Here is a 22,744-nt window from a genome sequence, read left to right as displayed (position 1 = left end):
GACAGGTAACCGGCAACGTCACAGCCGCTGCCATCCTGGCTGACTGGTGGATTGCCGATAACTCGGTGCCCGTGGACGATCCTTGAGAGCTCTATCGCTCAAAGACTTGTTGGCTGACCAGCCACAGTGATGACGCTTCGAAATTCCGCGCTGTGGGCCAAAATAGGAAATCTGCTGCGCTTAGAAAACGTCTGATGTTCTCTTATTGAGCGGACATTCAGTCAACTTCAGCTCCGTCCATCAAGACACCGCCGCGCAATTGATACTCACGATGGGAAGGGGCGACACACGTTCGACGTGAAGCAACGCTGATAATTGTTCTGCGTTAGACCATGCGGTCAACGCGCAGGAGGATCATCATGCCGGTCGACTACCGCGCTGAGCTGAAGCGACCCTTGTCTCTGGTGCTGGCTGGCGCTGCCGTATTGGGTTGGCTTCTGGCTCTCAGCATCTGGCTCTCCTCCTCGAACCGGCTGCACGAGGCCCAAGCCGAAACGACCCGCGTGCAGCAGGCGCAGGTTGCCCTGCAGCGGCAGCTCGACGAGCAGCAGCGCGCCGGAGCAACCTTAGCGGACTTACAGACCAAGGTCGCGGACGCCGAGCAGCAATTGTCTCGTATCAGACAGGCCCGCGACCAAGCTCAGGCCCAGCTAGACACCCTGCAGCAAACCACTCAGGCTTCGCAGCAGCAGCTCAGCCAGGCAGCTCAATCTCGTGAGCAGCTTCAAACTCAGCTAGACACTCTGCAGAAGTCCCTCCAGGCAACGCAGCAGCAGCTCACCCAAGTCTCGCAAGCGCGTGAACAGGCCCAGGCACAGCTCAGCGCCATCCTGCAGGACCTCCAAGCCCAGCAGCAGCAACTGACGCAACTCACACGGGCCCGAACCGAGGTTCAGTCCCAGACCGCAGCTGCCCAGCAAAGCCTGCAGGTCAATGAGCAACGCACTACTGAGCTGAGCCGCAGCATCACGGCGCTCTCGCAGCGCCTGTCGGAACTCCAGGTTCAGCTGCCGCAGGCGGAGCAGCAGCTCCAGCAGGTGCGTGGGGAGCAGGCCTCCGCCCAGACGGACCTTGCCAACCTCCGGTCTGAGCGGGAGCGTCTCACGAGGGAACTGACTGAGATCCAGAATCAAGCCGCCCGGCAGCAGAACGATCTTCATGCCCAGCTTGCTGAGACAACGGACGACTTGGCTGCTCGGAACAGAGAGATAGCAGAGCTGGAAGGACGCCTTCAAGCGACCCGCCAGGACCTCGCTGATACGCAGCGTCGACTTGCCGAGGCACGTCAACAACTGGCTACGCCACCCGCCGGTGAAACCACGCCCGGTGCAGGTGCTCTACCCGATACAGCACCTGTACCAACTGAACCGCCACAGCCGTGAGTCACCAGAGCGGAGACAATGGCTGCTTTGGTCCTAAATGAAGTGACTGAGGCAATCCGCTAAGCCTGATAGCCGGTTGTGGATCGCCGCTGCGTGAAGGTCCGCTCACTGAGTCAATTCGGACATGCGATTTGCTTCCGCTATGTGCCAAGAAGGGACGTAGTCGAACAGCTTCCTCCAGGCATGACGACTGCTTCGCCTTCTGGCTTTGCAATGATCCGCCTGCAGGCCTTCCTGCGAGTCTACTGAGATGGCGCTTGATACAGGAACTGATAGGTTTGCCCTACCCGCGCCAGAACTGGGGAACGAACAAGATCAGCACCGTAAACAGCTCCAGCCGCCCCAGCAACATGCCAAAGCAGAGGAGCCATTTTGAGGCATCCGGAAGCGTGGCGAAGTTGCCTGCAGGGCCGATGATTGGCCCGAGGCCCGGCCCCACGTTCGATAGTGCGGCCGCCGCAGCGCTGGCGCTGGTCAGGAAATCAAAATCAAATGCCATCAGGGTAAGGGTTAGTACGCTGTAACAGATGAAGTAGAGCGTGAAGAACACTACCACGGACCCGATCACTTCGTCCGGCAGCAGCCGGCCCGCATAGACGCGGGGAAACACGCCCCGTGGATAGAGCAGGCGCAGGAACTGGCTCTGGAGCATGCGTATCATCACTTGGAAGCGGAAGATCTTCATCCCGCCCGTGGTGGATCCTGTGCAGCCGCCCACGAATAAGAGGCCAAAGAACAGCCCGACCATGAGGTTGCCCCACAGCGTGTAGTCAGCCGTGGCATAGCCGGTAGTCGTCACCACCGACACGACATTGAAGGCGGCCAGCCGGAGCGCGTCAGTGGCGCCGTGTCCACCTGATAGGGTCAGCCATGCCGCAACGGCGATAATCAGGACTGCAAGGAGACCAACCAGGAACCAGACTTGGCTGTCGCGCAGGGCATCCCGCTGTCCCTGGAACAGCCGGAGGTAAAGCACGAATGGGACGGCTCCGGAGAGCATAAAGAATGTCGCAATCCAGTGCAGAGCGGCATTGTTCCAGCGCGCCATCGAGGCGTCGGAGGTGGAGAACCCGGCCGTCGAGACGGTGGTCAGCGCATGGGCCAACGCCTCGAACGGCGTCATCGCCACCAGCCAGTAGGCAACTCCGCAAATCACTGTGAGTGCCACATAAATCAGGACTATGCCCGCTGCGATCTCTCTCGCCCGTGGCATGACCTTCTCGGAGCGATCGGACGACTCCGTTCGGAACAGTTGCATGCCGCCAACCCCAAGAGCGGGCAGGATTGCAATTGCGACGCCGATGATGCCGATGCCGCCCAGCCATTGCAGGAGCGCTCGCCAGAGAAGAATGCCGTGCGGAGCGGCGTCTAGCCCGACGATTACGGTCGCGCCGGTTGTGGTTAGACCCGATACGGACTCAAAGAAGGCGTTGGTGAAACTGTCCCTCAACTGGGCATAGTCGGAAATGTACAGAGGGATCGCTCCGAACAGGGCGATAGTCGTCCAGGCCACTGGCGTCAGCAGGAAGGCTTGGCGCAGTGTCAGCCCCCCGGACAGTCGGCATCGTGTCATATGGGTCAACCCTGCGCCGCAGGCGAAGGTGATCACGCTGCCGATGAGAAAAGCCCGCCAGTTCGGGTCGCCTGTGAGCGCATCGACCATCGCAGGCACGAGCATGGCCGCGGACAGAGCTAGGAGCATACGTCCGGTCAGGTGGAAGACCGGACGGGTGTAGGGCGGCGCCCACGCTCCTGGAAATGGTCCTTCATGCATCGATCCGCCCTAGATATCAGCCCCGTTCGATGGACCGGCCAAGATCGCCTCGGCCTTGCGCAACGCTCGGTAGGCCACCACGGCGATGATGCTGTCGCCGGGATCCACCTGTGTCGAACTGGTCGGGATAATCACCTCCCCGTTGCGGACAATGGCGCCCACCAGCATCCCATCCGGCAGCTTGGCGTCCCGAAGAGTGCCTTTGACCAGCTGTGAGCCCTCCTGGGCCGTCGCCTGGATCACCTCGCCGAAGTCCTCCCGGAGCGTGTAGAGGGCGGAGATGGAGCGGTGGCGCACATGGCGCAGAATGGTCGAGATCGTGATCGCGCTCGGACTGACGACCGCATCGATGCCGAGGGCCGGCAGTACGTGCTCGTAGGAGGTCTTGTTCACCAAGGTGATGGCCCGAGTGCAGCCCTCGCGCTTGGCCAGAACCGAGGCGAAGATGTTCGTCTCGTCATCGTTGGTGACGGCGATGATCGTCTCGGCGCTTTGGACATTGGCCTCGATCAGCACGTCCTTGTCGAGGGCATCCCCCTGGATCACAACGGCGGCGTCGCCGAGTTCGCGGGAGATGAACTCGGCCCGCTCCCGCGAATGCTCGACCACTTTGAGCGAGACGTATGGAGCACGACGGGCAATCCGGCTGGCCAGATTCAGGCCGACATTCCCGCCTCCTACGATCACAATGCGGCGGGCGACCTGCTCCTCGTGGCCGAGAAAGGACATGACACGATCCACGTGAGTCGTCTCGGTGATGACGTAGACGTCGTCGCCCCGCTGCACCTGATCCTCGCCCCGGGGTACGAAGGCTTGCCCGTTCCGCACGATGGCGCCAATCACGATGCCGGAGCCTCCTGACGACGACAGCTCTTTCATTCTTCTCCCGATCAGGGAGCACCCGCCAGTGTTGCAATGAACGCCGAGGAGATGCACCCGTCCATCAGCCAGGGCTACCGTATCGAAAGCGCCAGGGGTTCGGAGGCGGCGCACGATGCCGTTGGCGACCTCGACCTCCGGCGAGATGATCACGTCGATGGGCAACTGGTCGGCAGCGTAGAGACCCTGCCAGATTGGCTCCAGATAGCCATGATGACGGACGCGGGCGATGCGCCGGCGAACATTAAACAGCGAGTAGGCCACTTGGCAGGCAACCATGTTGACTTCGTCCGAGCGGGTCACCGCGATGAGCATGTCGGCATCACGCGCTCCGGCCCGCTCCAACACTTCGGGATGGGAGGCATGGCCAACCATGCCGCGAACGTCATAGCTCTCATCGGCTCGCCGGGCCTGATCCGGCGAGATGTCCACGACCGTAACATCGATGCCTTCGGTTGCAAGGTGACGGGCAATCGTTGAGCCGACCTGTCCCGCTCCGCAGACGATCACTCTCATGGCGACCTCGTCATCCGAATACGCTTGGCTTCAAGATCATGTAGGGCAGATTCCTCGCGGAGCACGCGAATCCAATGAAGCTACTTGTGCGCCGATCGTTCCTGCCGGCAGGCTGCTTACCAGCTTCAGGCCTCAATCTGGTGATCGCCGCGATCGTGTTACTGGAACACGCTGTACAATGGGCCGGGCGGTGAAGCACCTGAGGAGTCAAGGAAGGATCGTGCCGGACGAGCTTCTTACGCATATCGCTCCACTTGGCTGGCGACGCATCAGCCTGACCGGCGATTACCTCTGGCAGCATGCAGCCACCGGAGCCGGGCAGCAGCGTCCGCTGCGCAATGTCCGTCACCGAGACACCCCCTGAAGGATGTTCACGCTTCGTCCAAGGTGCCGAGGTTTATTGCACAAACCTTGCGCGCTCCCCGAGTATGCCGAGACGACGGAGAGTTATGTCGCTGGCATCCGGCAGAAGCTGCCAATCGCCATGACGCCTAAGCAGGCGCGGGAGCTGGCAGAAGGGCTTCTGATGACAGAGAACTCAGCCAGCATGGGGCACCGCCGACAGGAACGTCCAACTAAGCGGAGCTAAAGTTCGATAAGTAGGCGCTGCCGGTCTAGCCCCCACATGCGTGCAGGCGATCAGCCTCCAAGTTTCTGGTCTCGGTCGCGCTTCTCCAACTGAACTAGCAGCATCTCAAGATGCGCAGGAACAGGCATATTCAGGAGATCCTCGTACAAACTCCGAAGCGAATGCCCGAGAATGAAGTTCACTTCTGCTTGGGAAAAGGTCAGACTAGGCAAAGTCCGATAGGCCGGACGAAGGGAAATACTGTCTGTCATGGGCGATCTCTGAATATGTTGCGGATTAACCTATGTTAGTCAGCAACTCAAAGATCCCGGAAGTGTTTCAGCGGAGCTGTAGTATCTTGCTGCTCATCAGAGGGATCTAGCCCTCACATGCGTGTAGGCACCTCTCCAGCACGGGTCGGGAGAATTCCTACCGAGCGACTGCACTTGTTAAACCCCGGCCGCAAGCCGGGACTATTATTCGGCCAAGCTGAAACGGCCCTACCTTTATTGGGTTCGACACCCGAAGGCCGCTTCGTCACAGGTCTTCAGGACTAGGACGCCTCCTCATCTCCTTGCGAGGACGGGTGAGGAGGACTTTCTCGTGCCCTATCCTACAAAGGCCAAAGTCTCTGCCGGGTCTTTGATGAACCACATCGCGGTAGCCCACATGCACAGGTGAAGAATGCACCCGCCAGAGTACCGTTGTCCCATCAGGATCGCGGGAGGTGCTCATGGCGGAGTTCTGGCTTCGGGTGATGGGCTCAGCTGCTATTGCCTCGCTAGTTGTCACTGGCGTGATGGCCTGCGAAGGGTCACTGCGGCTGACTGGCCTTTCGAAGCAGCGACCCGAGCAATCTCAAGACAAGAGCGATCAGGAGCCGCCGGACCGCGAATATGCATCGCCGCACAATCTGGCCCGGCTTTAAGGTCACGTTGACGATGCACTATTTATTGAAACCTAGAGATAAAGGCAGAGACGGTCAGAGCATGAGAGATACCAAGCCTCCATCCTCCTCGCCCGACACGCTTTCCATGTTGCATCAACTTGAGCGAACAATGGTGGCGTCAATCGCTCTCATGAAGCGCATCAGACGTGAGAGCCGGCGCTCCCATCGAGGTGGACAAGGGCGTAGTACCAGCGCAGCGTGACCTCGCGCTCCGGCGTGGAGTGGGCCACCGGTTTGACGCAGCTTTGTCAAGTGTGTCGTGTTCTCTGCAGGTCGAGGTCCCCCTGCTTCGCACGATCACCAACGGCGCAACCGCTATCGTCCGTTGACCGATGACACGAGAGCAGTCAGAGGCGCGGACTCAGAGACCCTGGAACAGGGAGAACGGCATGTCTACAGGAACGCCTGAGCAAGTCCTCGAATTGATAGTTGAGGGAATCAACACGGGTAATTTTGACATGCTCATGGCTCTTTATGAACCTGAGGCCGCTTTTGCGGCTCAGCCTGGGAACCTCGCTCACGGATTACCGGGTATCCGTGAAGCGCTGGGCGGTTTCGTTGCAATGAAGAGTCAACTCGATCTCAAGGTGACCAGGGTTCTTGAGGTAAGTGATCTGGCCCTCGTGATAGGGGTTTGGTCATTCACTGGCACCGGGCCGGACGGTCAGCCGGTGAAACTCACGGCAAAGAATGCGGATGTTCTGCGTCGTCAGGCCGACGGCTCCTGGCGCTTCGTGATCGACAACCCATGGGGAACAGACTGAATACTTGAGGGGGCAAAGAGGTTCTCACTCTGGAAAGAGAACCCGGCTCGCAGTGGCTGCATAACCGCCGTCGCCTGCTCGTCCGCACCGACCGACGTCGCGAGACCCACGACGGTCTCCTCGATCTTGCCTGCTGCTTCATCGCCTGGCGACGAGGGGAGACCTCATTGGATTAGAGGTTCTAAGCCCTCTCACAGGCGGCCACGCCACTTTCCAGCTGATCTCCGCGCGCAGCCGTTCAAGGGCCGTGTCCGAGTGGCCCTCATTCAGCAGGACCAGGATCTCCGCCGCTAGATCGCGCCTACCCTTGCGGTAGGCGGCCTCAGGGCAGGGCGTGAGGCATGGCGACAGGTCATCGAGGTCGTGATCCTGGCCGACGTCCTACTGACCTAACTTTTGTGCAACCTTCCCGCAAGGAGGGCCTGATGCCACTGCGGCGCAAACCTACCGGGGCCAACGGCTTCAATGTGTTCCACACGGTTTCCTGACCCGGCCGGTAGCAGAAATCCGGAGACGATCTGCCTCAGGTTTGGATGATTACAAGCGAAGAGCGCCTCAACGGCGCTCTTCATGTCAGGCTGCCCGCCGGGCGCTCAGGCCGCGCGGCTGACCCGCTCGGCGGTTTTCTCTGCCTGAACCGTCACAGTACGTGTAGCCTCCTCAGCCATCTGGATCGTGAGCTCGGCGATGCGCCGGCTGTTCTCCACCGTCTGCTCCAGGTTGTCGCGAAGGAGTGAGCTTTGCACTTCGACGACATCTGTTATCGACCGACAGCGGGCGAGGGCTTGCAGACCGTCGAGGTTGCGTTGCAGGCGCTGCTGGCTGCGGTCCACCACCTCGCGTGAGACCTCCTGCAAGCCACGGGCGAATGCCGTGCTGGACTGGGCCGCAGCCCGTAGGTTCTTTGCAGCCTCTTCGCTCAGTCCCAGCGCCACGGCATCGGAACGACCCGCCATCGGCAAGCTTTGAGCGGTCGAGCGGCGGGTCAGCTCCGAGAACGCGCCGAAGCTGGTCTGTACCACCTCCTGCAGAGCCTGAACCATGGTTTGAGCGCCTTCAACGCTGGCCCGTAGCGTGTCGGACACGTTCTCCGTCACCCGCTGCACGGCTTCGACCTGTTCACGGGCCTGTCGGCCGTCAGCGCGTTTCATCTCTTCGATGTTTGCCATTTCATCCTCCACTGTCTCGACTATGGCGTTGGCTTCCTCGTCGCTCAGCACCTTGAGCACTGCGGGAAGCAGCTCCTTTCTGTCGTCGCGGATGTGCTGCTGGAACACCTTCCGCAGCTCCGTCACTTGGCTGATGAACTCAGCACTGTTCTTGGGCATGCGCTCCAGTTCGGCAAGGAGCGCGGCCGTTTCTTGGTTGTCGTTGGTAGCCTCCAGCAGAAGATCGTGCATCCCGTGCCGCCGGAGCACGGGAAAGAGGTGCTCTTCCTGAAGGCCGGCCAGCAGCTCCAGCTCCGCCTTCAAATCCGCAAATAGCCGCTCGCGCGTTTTCACCGCGTTGTCGGACGTTGCGAGGAGCTTCTCGAAGAGCTCATTCGCCTTGTCCGGTGGAGTTTGGCTGAAACGTCCGTTCGTCATTGTCCCTCGCAGGTTATGAAACAGATGGCCTCAAGCTCTACAGCTTGGATCACAACATGTGACATCGATATGTCGACTGATCGAAAAGCGTTACGCACGACTGAAGGCTGGATGGGCAATAATCCGCGCCCGTCGCGCCACTCGTTTGGCGTTGATCGGCTACTGAATTTACAGGGCGTTGATCCCTCAACCCGGTTGCATGCGGGCGACCAGTTCTTGGCCTTGTTGACGCGGGTTAATCCTGGACGGCGCCTGAAGTTCCAGGCACCGTCATCTTGAATCTTCCCGCAGGACAGCTGCCGGTCTGTGGGCCGGGAGGTATGTCGCTAGCCAAGCGGCGGCGCTCCTTCATCGGCACGACATCGAAGGGCTTCCAGCCATTAGGACGCCTGGGCATGAACGTATGTTCTTGGATCGTGGAAGCAGTACCCTAAAGCCATTGGCCAAAAGGGTTGAGAGTTCCAGCCCTGTCCAAAGACACGGGGCATTGAGGGGACCCCACTGGACGCCGGAGTCAAAGCACCACCCGTTCAGGGTGACAGAGCATCACGCTCGCCGCGCAAGTCTGCAGTCGCTAAGGGTTAGGAATGCCACTCATCGCCATTCACAAGATGAAAGTAGCAATGCACGGGCACCTCCGACGACAAAGTATGCGACCATACATTTTGGAGATAAACTGCGCCTGAACCACCTGCCCATGCCCTCTCCCACGTTTCCTATCCTAATACAGGCGGCGCCTGTTGGACGTTGCTGATGTAGGTATCCCACCTGCTATCGCTCGCCCGATCCGGCATATCCTCGTCGAGGCTGGTGAACTGCGTCTCCATCCAACTGTCGCCTGGGAATGCTACGGAGGTTTTCATCCAGTAGATGTTCATAGCGGATGCATGTAGGGCCAAGAAGGGACAGCCAGGTCCCGGAGCGATGGGAACCAACAAAGAAAGAGCGCCCTGAAGGACGCTCTAAGTTCCAGCCTCGAAATTGGCAGGTAGGAGGTTGCGACTGCGAAATCCAACGAACGAAAGTTTGAATGTCGTTTTAAGAGCCTAAGGATTGAGGAAGCTGTTGTTTACGGAGTTCCTCAAGTTGTCTCACGTAAGGCTCTCGCCGTTCACGGTGCGCGGCTTTTAGCTTTTGTTGGATGTCATTTCTGATGTTCTGATCAAGCTGACGGTGCTGAAGTTTATCGAGGCGTAGATTATGCTGAGCATCCAAATCGCTCAGGATACGTATAATCTCTTGGGCCTTATACTGTGTTACGTATGAATATCGGCTTCCCCAAACAATCTCTTCTAGTGATGGAGCATTGTAGCTGTTTGTGCTTCTCATGACGCTCTACGCTCTTGGCAGTTTGCTGTAGGTGTTGAAGAAGGATGAGAGTTGAAGTGATTACGAAACGGGCATAGTAGGCCGACCTAAGCTACAAAAGCTTGGTACATTGCTTTTCCCAACGTTCGTTTAGAAGTTTGACAAACGGGTGTCGCTTTTCACGATACGCTAGAATTGTATTAATTTTCTTAGCGTTCTTGATCTCATTCATAACGTGACTATTATCGATTTTAAGTAGTTCAATTTCGGTCATGAAGTCGATGCACCACAAGGAATGAATAAGGCCCCTAATTTCGTTATCGATTAAGTCAAAATGGGTTGGCTTCCTATTAGTAACTTGTTCAAACGTCATCTTTTCTCCCTTTATGAATTTTATTCTTATTCGGCTCATAAGGTAAATATACAATAAGCATGGCGATATGCCGAACAAATCAGCGCAGATGAGCGGGATTCATTGGAGGTAACTACTTAGTTGTAGAATCGAACCAATCGTGTGCCGGGACAAAGGGCGACCCGCACTTAAATACTCACCAACTTCTTCATTCAGTATGGCTCTCGGCAATGCTGAGAAAATTCAACTTAGTTCAAAGCTCTGCGTCGGGCGAGCGAACAGGGTCCGATGTAGGATTCGTGGAATAATCAATCGCCTACAACATTAAGCTGGTGGCGGTTCAACCACAGCGAGCTTTGCACTCCAGTGCGCCTGAACGGGTTTTTTGTTGAACGCCGCTCCGCACTTGCATCACCCTGCAACTTTTCGGCGTTTCTACTGAACTGTGGCGCAGTCGTTCTCGAGGCTGTTGAAAGCGATATTAGGCTCGAGGCAGGATACCGGTGTCCGTCTATATGTCATCTCCGGTCTATCTGTCATCATGGAGAGACGCTGACGAAACGCAGAGCTGGTGACCCGAACGTGGTAGGCATTCGCGGCAAGGACCTGCTAAGGATCAAACTCGGCCATTTAAGCGCGACCGCGTAAAGGTCCGCTTTCCAGTCTGGACCTGCCCTCCCCCCTCTACTGCTGTCGTGGATGCCCATTAACAGGTCGGAACAAGAGCAGCAGATCTTTTCTGACTCGGTCCGCCCCGAAAGACTTCTCGAAGGAGAATCTTCAACGGCATGCCGTCCGGGTTCGGGTCAGAAGACTAGTGCATATATTTTTCGAGGAAACCGAGAACCTTCTCTGGGTGTCGCCCGAAATAGTTATATCCATCCTTGAACCGCCACGTGGTGTTTTCGATCCAGAACAGCTCCTTCTCGTTGCTGCCGAGACGATCAAACGTTTTCTGGCCATCTTCCGGATTGCGCGTCCAGGCGTCGTCCAAAAACCTGAACCATGAGCACGGGCATTTTCACTGCCGGAGCCCAAAAGTGCGGGCTCATCTCGGCCGCCACGAAACCACCCATCTTGACCAACTCGAGGTCGATCAGTTCCTGGTACTGACTCACCCCCTGCAATTGGCTTCGTTGCATTAACCTGGAAAAGGTAGAACGAACCCAGTCGAAGGGTCCCTCAGGCAGCAAGACCGAAGAGCTGGTTCACAAGACAGATTTCGCCTGTCGCGCCGGGCTGTGTCAGAACACAGTGGCCGCGGCGGATCATCCGCATCACCTCAAAGCCCTTGATTGTCGCACGCGCCGTTTTCATGCTCTGGAATCCGCGTGTCGGCCGGATTACGCACTTGAGGGCACCGCGATCCGCCTCAATAACGTTGTTGAGATATTTTGAGGTTCGATGCTCGACATCCTTCGCCAGCAGCCCTTCGCACTGTAAGCGCCGGATCGCGTTCCGGTAGGATGGGAGTTTGTCAGTTGTGATCGAGGAAAGCGGGTAGTCACTCATCACCTTCAGCGCGTTGCGCAGAAAACGATAAGCGGCTCTGGTGTTCCGGCGATCCGACAGCAGGAAGTCGATCAGCTGACCGTGCTTAGCGGCTGCCCGAAACAGATATTTCCAGCGCCCGCACAGAAGGGTGATCTCATCCGGAAAGCGGCGGCGCTTGAAGATCGACACAGGAGCGGCTCCTTGACGAACCGCTCCGGATTACCTGAGACCTGTTCGCCCCTTGTACGTCGTACACCTCCGGTCTCACCGGAGGTATAAGAGAACTAAGTTACCGAAGGGCTTGCGACAGTTCCGTGGAAATCGGTGGCGTTTGTAGCTGACAGGCTTGGTCATGCTCACACCAGCCCATCTACACGCCTCGCCCTCGTACCTGAGTAACGTGGCAATGCGCAAATTTCTCCACCAGTGACTCCACATACCGAGCCACGGGATGGATGAATCCTTCGCATTGCCAACCTAGCAACGTCACCTTTGCTGGGCTTATCTCGTCACTATCGGCTAGGCAGGAACTGCCTCTTGTTCTGCCGACATGTCCGCTTCGAAGAAGCGGCTCGGGCGGAAGGGAGCCAGCTCTGGCCGGGTGCGACCAGAGGCAATCTCATCCGCTACGGCGATGCCGAGGAAGGGCGATAGGGTGACGCCACTATGAGTGACAACAACATAGTATCCTTCCACCCCTGGAATCGGGCCGACTGCCGAGTAGCCATCCTTCGGAATCGGCCGCCGTGTGACACGAACGGCTTCTGGCCGCGCAGTTCCGATGCAAGGCAGCACCTGCGCAAGGCGTTGAACGAGTTCCTCGGCCTCGGCCATGCCTGGATTGACGGAAAGGTCTGGCGTGATCGTCGCGTCGGCAGGGCCCCAATGAATCATGAGGCGCCCTGCTCCATCCGGCCGGAAGTCACACAAAGGCGTCGAGACCACCCGTGATATTTGAGTTGGGACCGGTGGCGTGAACACGAGAAAACCGGTTGTCGGGGCAAGCGGTACGTGCAGCACCTCCTCATCCGCAGCGTCGTTGAGCCAGCGGCCCGCGCAGTTGATGACGCGGTCGGCTCGGAAGACGCGCCCGTCCGCACTTCGCACGCCGGTGACGCGGCCTGATTGAAACTCGATGCCATTCACACGGACGCCGATCTCGAGCTTCGCGCCGAGCCGGCGGGCCGCTGCCATCATGGCTTGCGCGTAGACAACAGGATCAAGCCAGCCTTCTTCCGGATAATAGGCGACAGGCGCATCGCCGATCAGATTAGGATCGATATCAGGCTCAATCTCGCTCACTTCCTTGGCAGTCAGCCATTCGGCCGCATAATTCCAGGAGCGCAAGCGCTCAACCTTGTCGCGCTGGGCCGAGCGTCCACTCTCTTCCACCCATTCGAGGCGGCCACCGCCGTGCCACCAGGGTGTCCCCCCAAACTCGTCAGCGAGGGCCGCGTGGGCGCGCATGCCCGCGACATTCAGATCGAAATAGGGACGCGGCGTCTTGTTGTTGGAATTTGTCCAGGCGAAGCTCGAGCCGGACGTGCCCCCGCCGACCCGTTCGGCTTCGAGTACCGTGACATTGACGCCCGCCTGAGAAAGACGATAAGCGACCGAGGTGCCGATGACACCAGCGCCGATGACGATCACATCAGTCATGTTTGTTTCTCCATGGAAGTTCCGCACACAGCACTTGACCAAGGAGGTCGCGCAGGTGCCGTTGAAAAGGGCTTGGGAAAAGAGCTTCGGAAGTGTCGCGGAAATACTCAGGCAGCGAGCGCCTCTTGATCCCAGCCGTCGCGCATGAGGATGCGCAGATCCTCGAGGGACATGCCTTCGAGGCCGAGCTCCGGCAGGAGATCGTTCTCGGCGGCAAGATCCCGGCCGTACAGGGCTGAGAAGATACGGATGCCCGCGGCGTGGAGCGGTGCGCCGACTCCGGTCAACGTGCCGAGCATGACGGTCGGAACGAGACCATAGGGCACATCCTCGAGTACGTAGCGAGTATCGATTGTTGTTGGGCCGTAACCACCGCCGCCACGCTCATGGATCGCCTTCGACATCGCCCCGACCGGACCTGGCTCAACATGAAACGAAAGGTGGTAATGCTCCTGGATTGTGCGCACCTGGTAGCCGAATGCTGCCGCTATTGCGAGGCGTTCGTCATCAAGGGACTGGAGCAGGTTCCCGACCGAGTCCGTAATATTCTCGTTCTGCCCCCAGCGCTCCCCTCGCTCCATGCGCGTGAAGTTGCAGAGCGCAATTCCCATGTGGTTCTGCGGATTGAGATTGCTCAGAGCGATCGCGAGCATGTCCGGCCGCTCATTGAAACGATCACCGAACAAAGCTCTGCAGACGGCGAGCCCTTTGCCACTCGCGGAAGCCGGGAGAGTTGCCGCGTCGACCTTTGTGCGAACGACAGCGACGTTGACCGAGGCATCACCGGTCTGACGACCGGCCGTCACGGTCGTGCTCCACACCACGATCGGCACCTCGATTCCGCGCTTGGCCAAGAGCTTCGCGAGATAGAGGGCGCTGAACGACGTATGCGAGGAAATCATGACCGTCTGATCGGGCCGGAGATATGGCGCGGCCTCGTCCATGGCCCGTTTATGACCATTGGCAGGAAGTGCGACGAGTACGGCCTCGGCATCTCGTATGGCATCCTCGCAACGCTCCGTGACTTGGGGATGGAACGAGCCCTCGATGGCGCCCTGCGCTACCAGAGGAGCACCGCTCGAAATAGACCGGCCGCGACTCCCGGAAGGCGACCAGAGCACGGGCTCGTGCCCCTCGCGACAGAGAAAGGCCGCGCATCCGTAGGCAATTGCGCCAGCACCCAGAATAGCAACACGCATGATTTCAGTCCTTAAAAAGGCGAGTGGGAGGGATAACGGGCCACAGCTGCGGCCCGCTTGGATGATCACAGGATGCAAACGGGGCCCGTCAGTAGACGTAGCCGGCCTTTTCCATGTACTTGCGCGCCAGATCCATGTCGTAGGCGATGGGCTTCAGCAGATCGTGAGCGTACTCGGCTGCCGTGAAGGGGATCGGGACTGTTCCTGGCTTGCCGTCGCCGCTGACGACATTCTTGATAATCTGCTCTCGTGGGATCGCGTGACTCATCGCTTTTCGGACATATGCCGCGGCTTCAGCCGCGCGGCTGGGATCCTTCCGGCCGAGCGGTGTGTCGACGCCGGTCCCGAAGACCGGGTGAGCCATGTTTAGGCACATTTGCTGCCACTTGAACGAGTCGAAGCGGTTTACCTTGCCCCATGAAGGATCAATGGTATTGACCAAACCACCCACGTCATACATGGGGTCGTGAGCATCGATCTCGCCGGCCTTGAGAGCGCTGAGGACGGCATCTGCGCCCTGAATGTTGACGACGTAGAAGGTCGTCACGTTACCGGGTGTTTTCTTCCAGTAGTTCTCGTTCTTGATGTACTTGTAGGCTTTGCGCGCCGGATCGAACCCCTGCGGGATCCACGGTCCAGTGCCGACGGCACCTTTGGCCTCGAAGACCTTGCCGTTCGACGTCTCGACAGGAAACGTTCCCAGCCAGGTGCTGATCGTGTGGCCACGCATCTGCTCCGGCTTGATGTTGCGGTAGGCATGAGCCGGCATCATGGCGATCACCGGCAGGACGAACTCCTCAAACAGCAGGGAATATTCCGGAAGATCGACTGTGATCTCATGGGGGCCCGTAACCTTATAGGCGTCGGGTCCGCCAAGCGCGGTCTTCAGGGGCGATTGGTACAGGCTGCCGTATGCAGGATCCAGCACCCGGTCCCAGGTGAACTTCACGTCCTCGGCCGTGAACTCCTCCCCACTGTGCCACTTTACACCTTTGCGCAGAGTGATGACCCAATGTTTCCCGTCGTCAGAGCGGGTATAAGACTCTGCCAAGGCGGGCACGACCTTCTTTGTCTGCCAGCTTTCATATTCGAACAGTCCGTTATAGGCAGGCCCAAAGATATTCGCCTCGTTGTACCCGGTCGAATACATGGGGACGAGGGTGCTCGGCGGCTGCCAGGATGCGAAGGCGGCGCTCACATCGCCGGTGGCACCTTCGATCGTCCAGTTTTCCGGACGGGGAAAGAACACAGGATTATACGTCGTCGAGTCGAAACCCTTCAGCTTCGGGTTCGTGATGATCACATCCTCGGGATAAAAGACCATCAGGAGCGGCTCGGTCTCATACCAGCGCTTCTGAAAGTCCCTGATCGCCTGTTGCCGCTCTTTCGGGTCCACGGCACGCGAGTGGCGCTCAATCGCTGCGTCGATCACCGGGTCGTTGATTCGGTAATAGTTCTGCCCGTTCGGCGGCTCCGCTCGGCTGTGAAAAAGCACTTCCGGTAGCGGGGTGAGGCCGCTGTAATAGATGCGCTCCGAATACATGTCCCATCCGCCGTCGACGAAAGTCTTGCCCTTGTCGCTCGATCGACGGGCGATGATGGCGGAAGGTGGATGGAAGCTCGTCACAACCTCAATCCCAAGCTTCGCGATCTGCTTGCCGATCAGGTCCGTCCAGATCATTCGGGATTGAACGTTGTTGAAGATGGTCAGATAAATCTTGAAAAACGGCTCCTTTGCCAATGCCGACTGTGTGAACACTGTTGGCATGGCGCCTGCGGCGAGGCCCGCTCCGCCAAGTTTGAGCAGATTGCGTCGAGTCGTTGTATTCCCACCCATTTTTGTTCTCCTCTGTGCATTTGTAAGTTTATGTGAATGCTGCGCCTTACCATGAGAGCGCGATAGACGAAGGATGTGAGTTTCGGACGCTCCTCTTCGCTGGCCGGTTCACCGGCAGTAGACCTCATCGTGGATTGTGGCAGGCAAGCTTGTGGTCGGGATCGCTCGGCACGAGGGCCGGCATTTCATCCCGACACACAGGCAGCGCCGCGGGGCAGCGCGTATGGAAGGGGCATCCTCGCGGGCGTTCGGTGACAGACGGCGCCTCGCCGCGCACGCCCTTAGCGGTGGCGACCCGCGTTGGGTCGGGCACCGGGATCGCCGAGAGGAGCGCTGCGGTATAGTGATGACGCGGCCGGTCAAAGATCGCATCGACGTCACCGATTTCGACAATCGTGCCGAGATACATCACCGCCACTCGCCGGCTCAGGAATCGGACCGAGCCGAGGTCGTGGGAAATGTAAAGGTAAGACAGCCCGAGATCGTCCTGTAGATCGGCGAGGAGGTTGAGAATCTGAGCACGGACCGAAACGTCGAGGGACGAGACCGGCTCGTCGCAGATCAACAAGCGAGGCTCGACTGCAAGTGCGCGAGCAATACCGATGCGCTGCCTCTGTCCACCTGAGAATTCATGCGGATATCGATCCGCATAGCTCGCCGGCAGACCAACGCGGGCAAGAAGGTGCTCGATTTGGTCATCCCAGGTCGCGGGCTCGCCTCGCCGGTGTATCCGCAACGGCTCCCTCAGGATCTGTCGTACGCTCCAGCGCGGGTTAAGTGACAGATACGGATCCTGGAAGACGTATTGCATCTGCCGCCGCAAAGCCAAAGCGTCCTCTCGCCCGCCGGTCGCAAAGGTCTTGACGACGTCACGGCCTTGATACTGGATCTCGCCCGAGGTCGGCGCGACGAGGTTGAGAATGGAGCGGGCCGTCGTCGTCTTGCCGCAGCCGCTCTCGCCCACAATGCTCAACGTCTCTCCGGCATGGACCGAAAAACTGACTTCCTTTACCGCGTCAATCGTTCCGACGATTTTCTTGCGCAGAAGACCTGAACGAGTGACCGGGTAGCTCTTTGAGAGATTGCGGACAGTGAGCAAGGGATCGGACGCAGCCGCGCTTCGCACCGGCTCAAGCATGGTTCGCCTCCCCTGCGCTACCGCGCTTCAAGCAATGAACAATGTGCCTCGGTCCAACGGCGAGTGGCAGGGGCGCAAGCCGGGCGCATTCGGGACCGGCCTCCGGACAGCGGGTCGCAAAACGGCACCCATCGCCTTGCTGCATGATCGTCGGTCCAGATCCTCCGATCGTCGGGAGCCGGAAGCCACTCGCGCGTGTTGAACGTTGATCGACCCGCGGTGTGCTGCCGAGAAGCGCGCGAGTATACGGGTGCTGTGGATCAGAGAATATTGTTGATGCGTCAGCCGTCTCGCAGATCTGCCCTGCATACATGACGGCGATCCGGTCCGCGATCCGAGCCACGACGCCCATGTCATGGGTCACGAAGATCATCGACATGCGGAAGCGTGCCTTCAGTTCCTCGAACAGTTCGAGGATCTGAGCCTGGATAGTGACATCCAGGCTGGTCGTCGGCTCGTCGGCAAGTACGAGGCTTGGATTGCACAGGAGAGCGCGGGCAATACAGACCCGCTGCTTCATGCCGCCACTGAGCTCATGCGGGTACTGTCTGATCCGGGCTCCAGGGTCGCTGATACCGACGAGACGAAGCAATTCTTCAACCCGTGCGTCGGCATCCTTTCGGGCGAGCCTCTCATGAACGGCGAGAATCTCGCTGAGTTGTGCACCAATCGTCATGAGTGGATGGAGAGAGAAGCCGGGGTTCTGGAAAACCATGGCGATGCGCTTGCCGCGCAGTCGCCGCATTTCCTCGTCGGACTTCGCGGCGAGATCCTCGCCCTCGAAGACAATGCGTCCTCCGGCAATCTGGGCGGGGCGCGGAAGGAGGCGCAGGATTGCAAGGCTGGACAGCGTCTTTCCGCTGCCGGACTCACCGACGATGCCGAGAGTTTCCCCTCGAGCAACCGAGTAGCTGACGCCTTCCACGACTCGGATGGGAGCTCTCCGAGGAGGGAAATGAATGCGCAAGTTATCCACGTGCACGAGCGGCTCTGTGGCCTCACCGGCTGAAACCAAGCCGCCGACCTGGGCTCGCTCGCCGGTGGACAGGGGAGCACGGCTGAGCCCCGCGGAGGCGATCGACGAAGGGGATGTCGTGAGTGGATCGGTAATCGGACGAGAGATATTGGCCTGGTGCATCGGATCACCTTCCGCTACGTGGATTGAAGGCATCCGAGAGCCCATCGGCGAGGAGATTGAATCCGAGAACTGTCACGAAAATCGCGGCTCCCGGGGCAAGCGAGGCCCATGGCGCCACCTTGAGTGACTCGTAGTTGAAGAACAGAAGCTGTCCCCAACTCACCGCCTTCGGGTCGCCGAAACCGAGGAAACCGATCATGGCCTCCGACAGGATAGCCCCGCCGATTCCGAGAGCGACCATGACGATGAGTGATGGCAGGGCGTTCGGCAGGATGTGTCGGAACAGAATATCGCCCGTCGTTGCGCCAATGCAGCGCGCAGCCTCGATAAACTCCTGGTTCTTCAGGCGCAGGAATTCGGCGCGGGTCATCCGTGCGATCGGAGCCCAGCCAAAGATGCCGATCAGGACGATGATCGTGCCAAGATTGAGATAAGGGATACTCTCGAGAGGCGTATTGACCACCATGCTGGAGAGCAGTCTCACGACGGCGAGGATCACGACGAAGACCGGAATGACGAGGAAGAAGTCCGTGGCCCGCATGATGATCTCGTCGGTGAGGCCACCGCGGTAACCGGCGATGCCCCCGACGACAACGCCTACGAAGGCTGCGATCGACATGGCCCCGAGGCCAACGATGAGAGCCGTGGGCGCGCCGTAGATGACCCGGCTTGCCACATCGTAGGCCATCCGGTCGGTACCCAAAGGATGGACCCAACTCGGAGGCGCCTTGGCTCCCGGATCGAGCATGGCGGATTGATCGTGCGGATCAAACGGCGCGAGGAATGGGCCAAAGACGGCAACAGCGACGACGAGAGCCACCAGAACAAGGCCCAGCATCCCGGTGCGGCTGTGGAGGAAACGCTCGCAGCCCTGTCGCCAAATCCCCTTAGGCTTGTGCCGGGCGAGCACTGCGGCGTCATCTGGAAGGACTGACGCATTTAATGAAGACGAGTCAGACAAGGACTTACTCCAATCGGATGCGCGGATCGATGAGGACGTAGGCGATGTCGGTGAGTGTCGTCGCTGCGATGAGCATCGCGGCGATGACCATGCTGGCGCCCATGATGATGGGGTAATCGAGCTGATGGATTGCTGTGACATAGAGATAGCCCAGCCCTGGCCAGGTAAAGACGGTCTCGGTCACTGGAGCGGTACCGAGCATCAGCCCCACAAGCAGGCCGAGGTAGGTCAGCACCGGAATGACCGCGACCCGCAGCGCATGCCGATAGACCACACGCCTCTCCGGGATGCCGCTCGCCCGCGCCGCCGCTATGAAGTCCAACTTCAACACATCCACCATGTTGGAGCGCATCAGAAGCGTCAGGGTGGCCGTATTAAAGAAGGCAAGCATGGCAACGGGCAGAACCATGTGCCAGAGACCGTCGGCAACAACACTGCCCCACAGATAACCACGGGTCGAATACGCTCCGTAGCTGGGCAAGACGTCGAAGGTATAGGAGAAGATCAGGATCAACAGGATCCCGAGAAAGAAAGCCGGCAGAGACTGCCCCAGGAGGGCACCGCTCATGACCGCGAAGTCGGTGCGGGAATGCTGGCGCCGTGCTGCTGTTGTGCCAACGAAGATCGCAATCGCGAGGGCGATCAGGATCGCGGGCACTTGGATCTTGAAAGTTTGCCAGCCCCAGGTCGCAATCAGAGAGCCGACAGGCTGGTTGTAGATGATGCTTGTTCCGAAATCGAGGGAAAGGAGCTTGCCGAGCCAGATGAAGTATCGGGTCAATGGATCCTGATCGAGCCCATAATGCACTTTCATGCGCTCGATGGTCTCGGCGGAGACGCCGGGTGTCTCCGCCATCATCAACTCGATCGGATCACCGACGGCATTGACCAGGAAGAAGATGATCAGACTCACGCCTACCATCAGGAGAAAAGCAAAGAGCAGGCGGCGAACGATGTATATTGTCAATCTCATCGTTTATCCTAGTGGAGTGAGTTCTGACTAGGTTGAATCTTGATTGCTTCGTATGTATACAAGCGCGCCATACCCCGCCTGACCCATAGGCTTACAGCCCGATAATTGACCAGCAGACCGCAAACCAATCTGATGGCGATGGCTTGAGCGTATGGGTTGTCTTTGATCCAGATCAATACTTTTGTTTTTCGCAGTTCATAACTGGAGGTTATGAACTGCGGCTTGTGTGCGGGCCGGTACGGAGCGGTCGCTCGTCGTGCTAAATGGGCTTTTAGTCCTGAAAGAGGTAGCCGTGACGGGCAAGTTCGGCTTCGACCTCAGCTTCGAATGCATCGGTAAGAGCCGAACCGCGCAGGGCGGTCGGTCGCACGCACCAGACGGGGAAGAAAACATGAGGTTGGAAGGGTTTGATCACGAGACCACCCTGGGCGAAGCAATGAGCCGTCGTCTCGTCCACAATGGCGACGCCCGCGCCGTTCGCGACAACTGCGCAGGCCACGGGCGTCATCGGGACCTCAAGTAGAAGGCGGGGTGGCACGCCGGCGCTGTCGAATATCTCATTGAACATCATCCGCCGTTGCAGTTCAGCATTTCCGACAGACACGAAGAGTTGGTCGGCGAGATGAGGCGGAGTGATGACATCCTCTTTGGCGAGACTGTGCCCGAGCGGTAGCACGCAGACACCTGGGACCCGGGCTATGAGTCGGCAGGTTACCTGCGGATGGGAGACCGGCGAGTTCGTGAAGCCTATGTCGATCTGCTGCGCGATCGCCCATTCCACAATTCGGTCGGAACTGCGGGCATGGAATGAAATCGCAATGTTCTCGTGCTCTTCAGAAAAGCGGGCCACCACGCGCGGCATCACCGATCCTGCGAACATCGGCGACGCCGCAAGGTTTAGTCGCCCAAATTGCAGCTCGCGAATGTCCCGAGCGACCCGCTTGAGCCGCTCGAAGCCGGTCCACGCGCGCTCGAGCTCAGCATAGAACATTTCGCCTTCGCGGGTCAGCACGAGACGCCGCCGCTTGCGCTCGAATAACTTTATGCCAAGCATATACTCGAGTTGCGACAGGAGCTTGCTGGCTGCGGGCTGAGAAATGGATAGGAGTTCCGCCGCCTGGGTTAACGTGCCATGTTTAACCGCGTATCGAAAGATATCGAGATGCCGAAGGTTCATGGTTGCCGTCCGCCTCCCGCTAGACCGCTACAAAACAGCAGACCCGATAAACACAATCCATTTGGTAGACACGTTGGTAATCGTTGCATGGCCTCGTCCCACGGGAGCTGATGCTAATGATGTATCTTCACCGCCATGAGATTTTGGCCTTTATCGGGGATTGCACAAGAGATCTTCGCTTACATGGAGGCCTCAGTGGGTGGCAGACTCTGTCGCAAACTCTTTGTTTCAGAGTTTCAGATACTGCTCCCTGGGTTCACGGACGGAGGATGGCGTGGGTGGTGTCACATTAACTCGGGCATGAGAGTGGGTCGTATAGATCGACTGGCATGACCAAGCCCGTCAGCTATAAACGCCACCGCTTTCCGCCTCAGATCATCGCTCATGCCGTCTGGTTGTATTTTCGTTTCCCACTGAACTTGCGGCTCGTCGAGGAGATGCTGCTCGAGCGTGGAATCGTCGTTTCTTATGAAACGCTCCGGCGCTGGGTGATGAAGTTCGGGTCGTCTTACGCCCGCCGCCTCAGACGCAAGGCGCCAAGCCCGCGCGACATCTGGCATTTGGATGAGGTCGTGATCACCATTGCCGGCCAGCAGCACTGGCTCTGGCGGGCCGTCGACCAAGATGGATATGGGCTCGATGAGATCGTCCAGACGCGGCGCGACACCAAGGCGGCCCAGCGCTTGCTGAAGCGTCTGTTGAAGAAGCAGGGCTGCCCACCGCGACGGATGATCACCGACAAACTGGGCTCCTATGCTGCCGCCCGGCGTCAGATCATGCCGAGGATCGAGCATCGCTCGCATAAGGGGCTGAATAACCGCGCGGAGAATTCGCATCTGCCCTTGCGCCGGCGAGAACGGGCGATGCAGGGCTTTCGATCACCCGGAGGGCTCCAGCGTTTTGTCGGCGTTTTCTCGGCCGTCCGCAATCTCTTCATTCCGACCCGCTCCCGCCGCTCTGCCCTTGCTATCCACCTTCACCGCCTCAATGCCATGGCGGAGTGGAAGTCTGCAGCCTGCATTGCTGCGTGAGCCCGCCAGGTGACCGAGTTTACCTCAGTGCGCTCAATACCAGTTAATGTGACAAGTCC

Annotated in this window: 18 protein-coding genes and 1 pseudogene; 5 read left to right on the top strand and 14 right to left on the bottom strand. The window is 58.9% G+C overall.

The window, feature by feature from the left end; all coding sequences use genetic code 11:
• Positions 1-359: 359 nt before the first annotated feature.
• On the top strand, positions 360-1,382 hold the full coding sequence (locus tag AA309_RS18440) for a coiled-coil domain-containing protein (RefSeq protein ID WP_047190485.1): 1,023 nt from the start codon (positions 360-362) through the stop codon (positions 1,380-1,382).
• Between the two features lie 283 nt (positions 1,383-1,665).
• Here the strand turns inward: AA309_RS18440 and AA309_RS18435 are convergent, their stop codons facing one another.
• The gene (locus AA309_RS18435; RefSeq protein ID WP_047190484.1) at positions 1,666-3,156 is read right to left on the bottom strand and encodes a TrkH family potassium uptake protein; all 1,491 of its coding nucleotides are present in this window, start codon (positions 3,154-3,156) and stop codon (positions 1,666-1,668) included.
• A 9-nt stretch (positions 3,157-3,165) separates the two neighbouring features.
• Positions 3,166-4,551, bottom strand: a complete 1,386-nt coding sequence (gene trkA, locus AA309_RS18430) for a Trk system potassium transporter TrkA (RefSeq protein ID WP_047190483.1) — start codon at positions 4,549-4,551, stop codon at positions 3,166-3,168.
• 122 nt (positions 4,552-4,673) lie between these two features.
• Between trkA and AA309_RS18425 the strand changes: the two are divergent.
• Positions 4,674-4,915, top strand: a pseudogene (locus AA309_RS18425) (Tn3 family transposase); the annotation flags it as partial.
• A gap of 275 nt (positions 4,916-5,190) precedes the next feature.
• Here AA309_RS18425 and AA309_RS37255 read toward each other — a convergent pair.
• Positions 5,191-5,391, bottom strand: coding sequence for a NepR family anti-sigma factor (locus AA309_RS37255; protein WP_047190480.1), 201 nt, complete (start codon positions 5,389-5,391; stop codon positions 5,191-5,193).
• A gap of 461 nt (positions 5,392-5,852) precedes the next feature.
• Here AA309_RS37255 and AA309_RS18410 point away from each other — a divergent pair, with 461 nt between their 5' ends.
• Both AA309_RS18410 and AA309_RS18405 read left to right on the top strand, forming a co-directional pair.
• The gene (locus AA309_RS18410; protein ID WP_047190479.1) at positions 5,853-6,047 is read left to right on the top strand and encodes a hypothetical protein; all 195 of its coding nucleotides are present in this window, start codon (positions 5,853-5,855) and stop codon (positions 6,045-6,047) included.
• Between the two features lie 410 nt (positions 6,048-6,457).
• A complete protein-coding gene (locus tag AA309_RS18405) occupies positions 6,458-6,832 on the top strand; it encodes a YybH family protein (protein ID WP_047190478.1) in 375 nt (124 codons plus the stop codon).
• A gap of 593 nt (positions 6,833-7,425) precedes the next feature.
• Here the strand turns inward: AA309_RS18405 and AA309_RS35280 are convergent.
• The 11 genes from AA309_RS35280 to AA309_RS18345 all read right to left on the bottom strand — a co-directional run bounded on the left by AA309_RS35280 (position 7,426) and on the right by AA309_RS18345 (position 21,654).
• On the bottom strand, positions 7,426-8,418 hold the full coding sequence (locus AA309_RS35280; RefSeq protein ID WP_052954821.1) for a phasin family protein: 993 nt from the start codon (positions 8,416-8,418) through the stop codon (positions 7,426-7,428).
• A gap of 2,474 nt (positions 8,419-10,892) precedes the next feature.
• Entirely contained in the window at positions 10,893-11,072 is a 180-nt protein-coding gene (locus AA309_RS35885; RefSeq protein WP_047190476.1) for a hypothetical protein, read from the bottom strand.
• A gap of 188 nt (positions 11,073-11,260) precedes the next feature.
• Positions 11,261-11,761 (bottom strand): IS6 family transposase, encoded by a 501-nt coding sequence (locus AA309_RS18385; RefSeq protein ID WP_052954820.1) that lies wholly within the window; start codon positions 11,759-11,761, stop codon positions 11,261-11,263.
• Between the two features lie 330 nt (positions 11,762-12,091).
• Positions 12,092-13,231, bottom strand: coding sequence for an NAD(P)/FAD-dependent oxidoreductase (locus tag AA309_RS18380; protein WP_047190475.1), 1,140 nt, complete (start codon positions 13,229-13,231; stop codon positions 12,092-12,094).
• 107 nt (positions 13,232-13,338) lie between these two features.
• Positions 13,339-14,430, bottom strand: coding sequence for an NAD/NADP octopine/nopaline dehydrogenase family protein (locus tag AA309_RS18375; protein ID WP_047190474.1), 1,092 nt, complete (start codon positions 14,428-14,430; stop codon positions 13,339-13,341).
• Between the two features lie 88 nt (positions 14,431-14,518).
• Positions 14,519-16,267: an ABC transporter substrate-binding protein gene (locus AA309_RS18370; protein WP_047190473.1), complete on the bottom strand. Its 1,749-nt coding sequence runs from the start codon at positions 16,265-16,267 to the stop codon at positions 14,519-14,521.
• A gap of 124 nt (positions 16,268-16,391) precedes the next feature.
• A complete protein-coding gene (locus tag AA309_RS18365; RefSeq protein WP_047190472.1) occupies positions 16,392-17,405 on the bottom strand; it encodes an ABC transporter ATP-binding protein in 1,014 nt (337 codons plus the stop codon).
• On the bottom strand, positions 17,398-18,543 hold the full coding sequence (locus AA309_RS18360; RefSeq protein WP_084731381.1) for an ABC transporter ATP-binding protein: 1,146 nt from the start codon (positions 18,541-18,543) through the stop codon (positions 17,398-17,400). Before AA309_RS18360 ends, AA309_RS18365 begins: the two co-directional genes overlap by 8 nt.
• A 4-nt stretch (positions 18,544-18,547) precedes the next feature.
• Positions 18,548-19,504, bottom strand: a complete 957-nt coding sequence (locus tag AA309_RS18355) for an ABC transporter permease (protein ID WP_160310491.1) — start codon at positions 19,502-19,504, stop codon at positions 18,548-18,550.
• 4 nt (positions 19,505-19,508) lie between these two features.
• A complete protein-coding gene (locus tag AA309_RS18350) occupies positions 19,509-20,477 on the bottom strand; it encodes an ABC transporter permease (RefSeq protein WP_047190471.1) in 969 nt (322 codons plus the stop codon).
• A 271-nt stretch (positions 20,478-20,748) separates the two neighbouring features.
• A complete protein-coding gene (locus tag AA309_RS18345) occupies positions 20,749-21,654 on the bottom strand; it encodes a LysR substrate-binding domain-containing protein (protein ID WP_052954818.1) in 906 nt (301 codons plus the stop codon).
• A gap of 329 nt (positions 21,655-21,983) precedes the next feature.
• Between AA309_RS18345 and AA309_RS18340 the strand changes: the two genes are divergently transcribed.
• The gene (locus tag AA309_RS18340; protein ID WP_047190470.1) at positions 21,984-22,685 is read left to right on the top strand and encodes an IS6 family transposase; all 702 of its coding nucleotides are present in this window, start codon (positions 21,984-21,986) and stop codon (positions 22,683-22,685) included.
• Positions 22,686-22,744: the final 59 nt, after the last annotated feature.

It is taken from the genome of Microvirga vignae (assembly GCF_001017175.1).
Taxonomy (GTDB): Bacteria; Pseudomonadota; Alphaproteobacteria; order Rhizobiales; family Beijerinckiaceae; genus Microvirga; species Microvirga vignae.
This window is presented reverse-complemented; position numbering and strand designations above follow the sequence as displayed.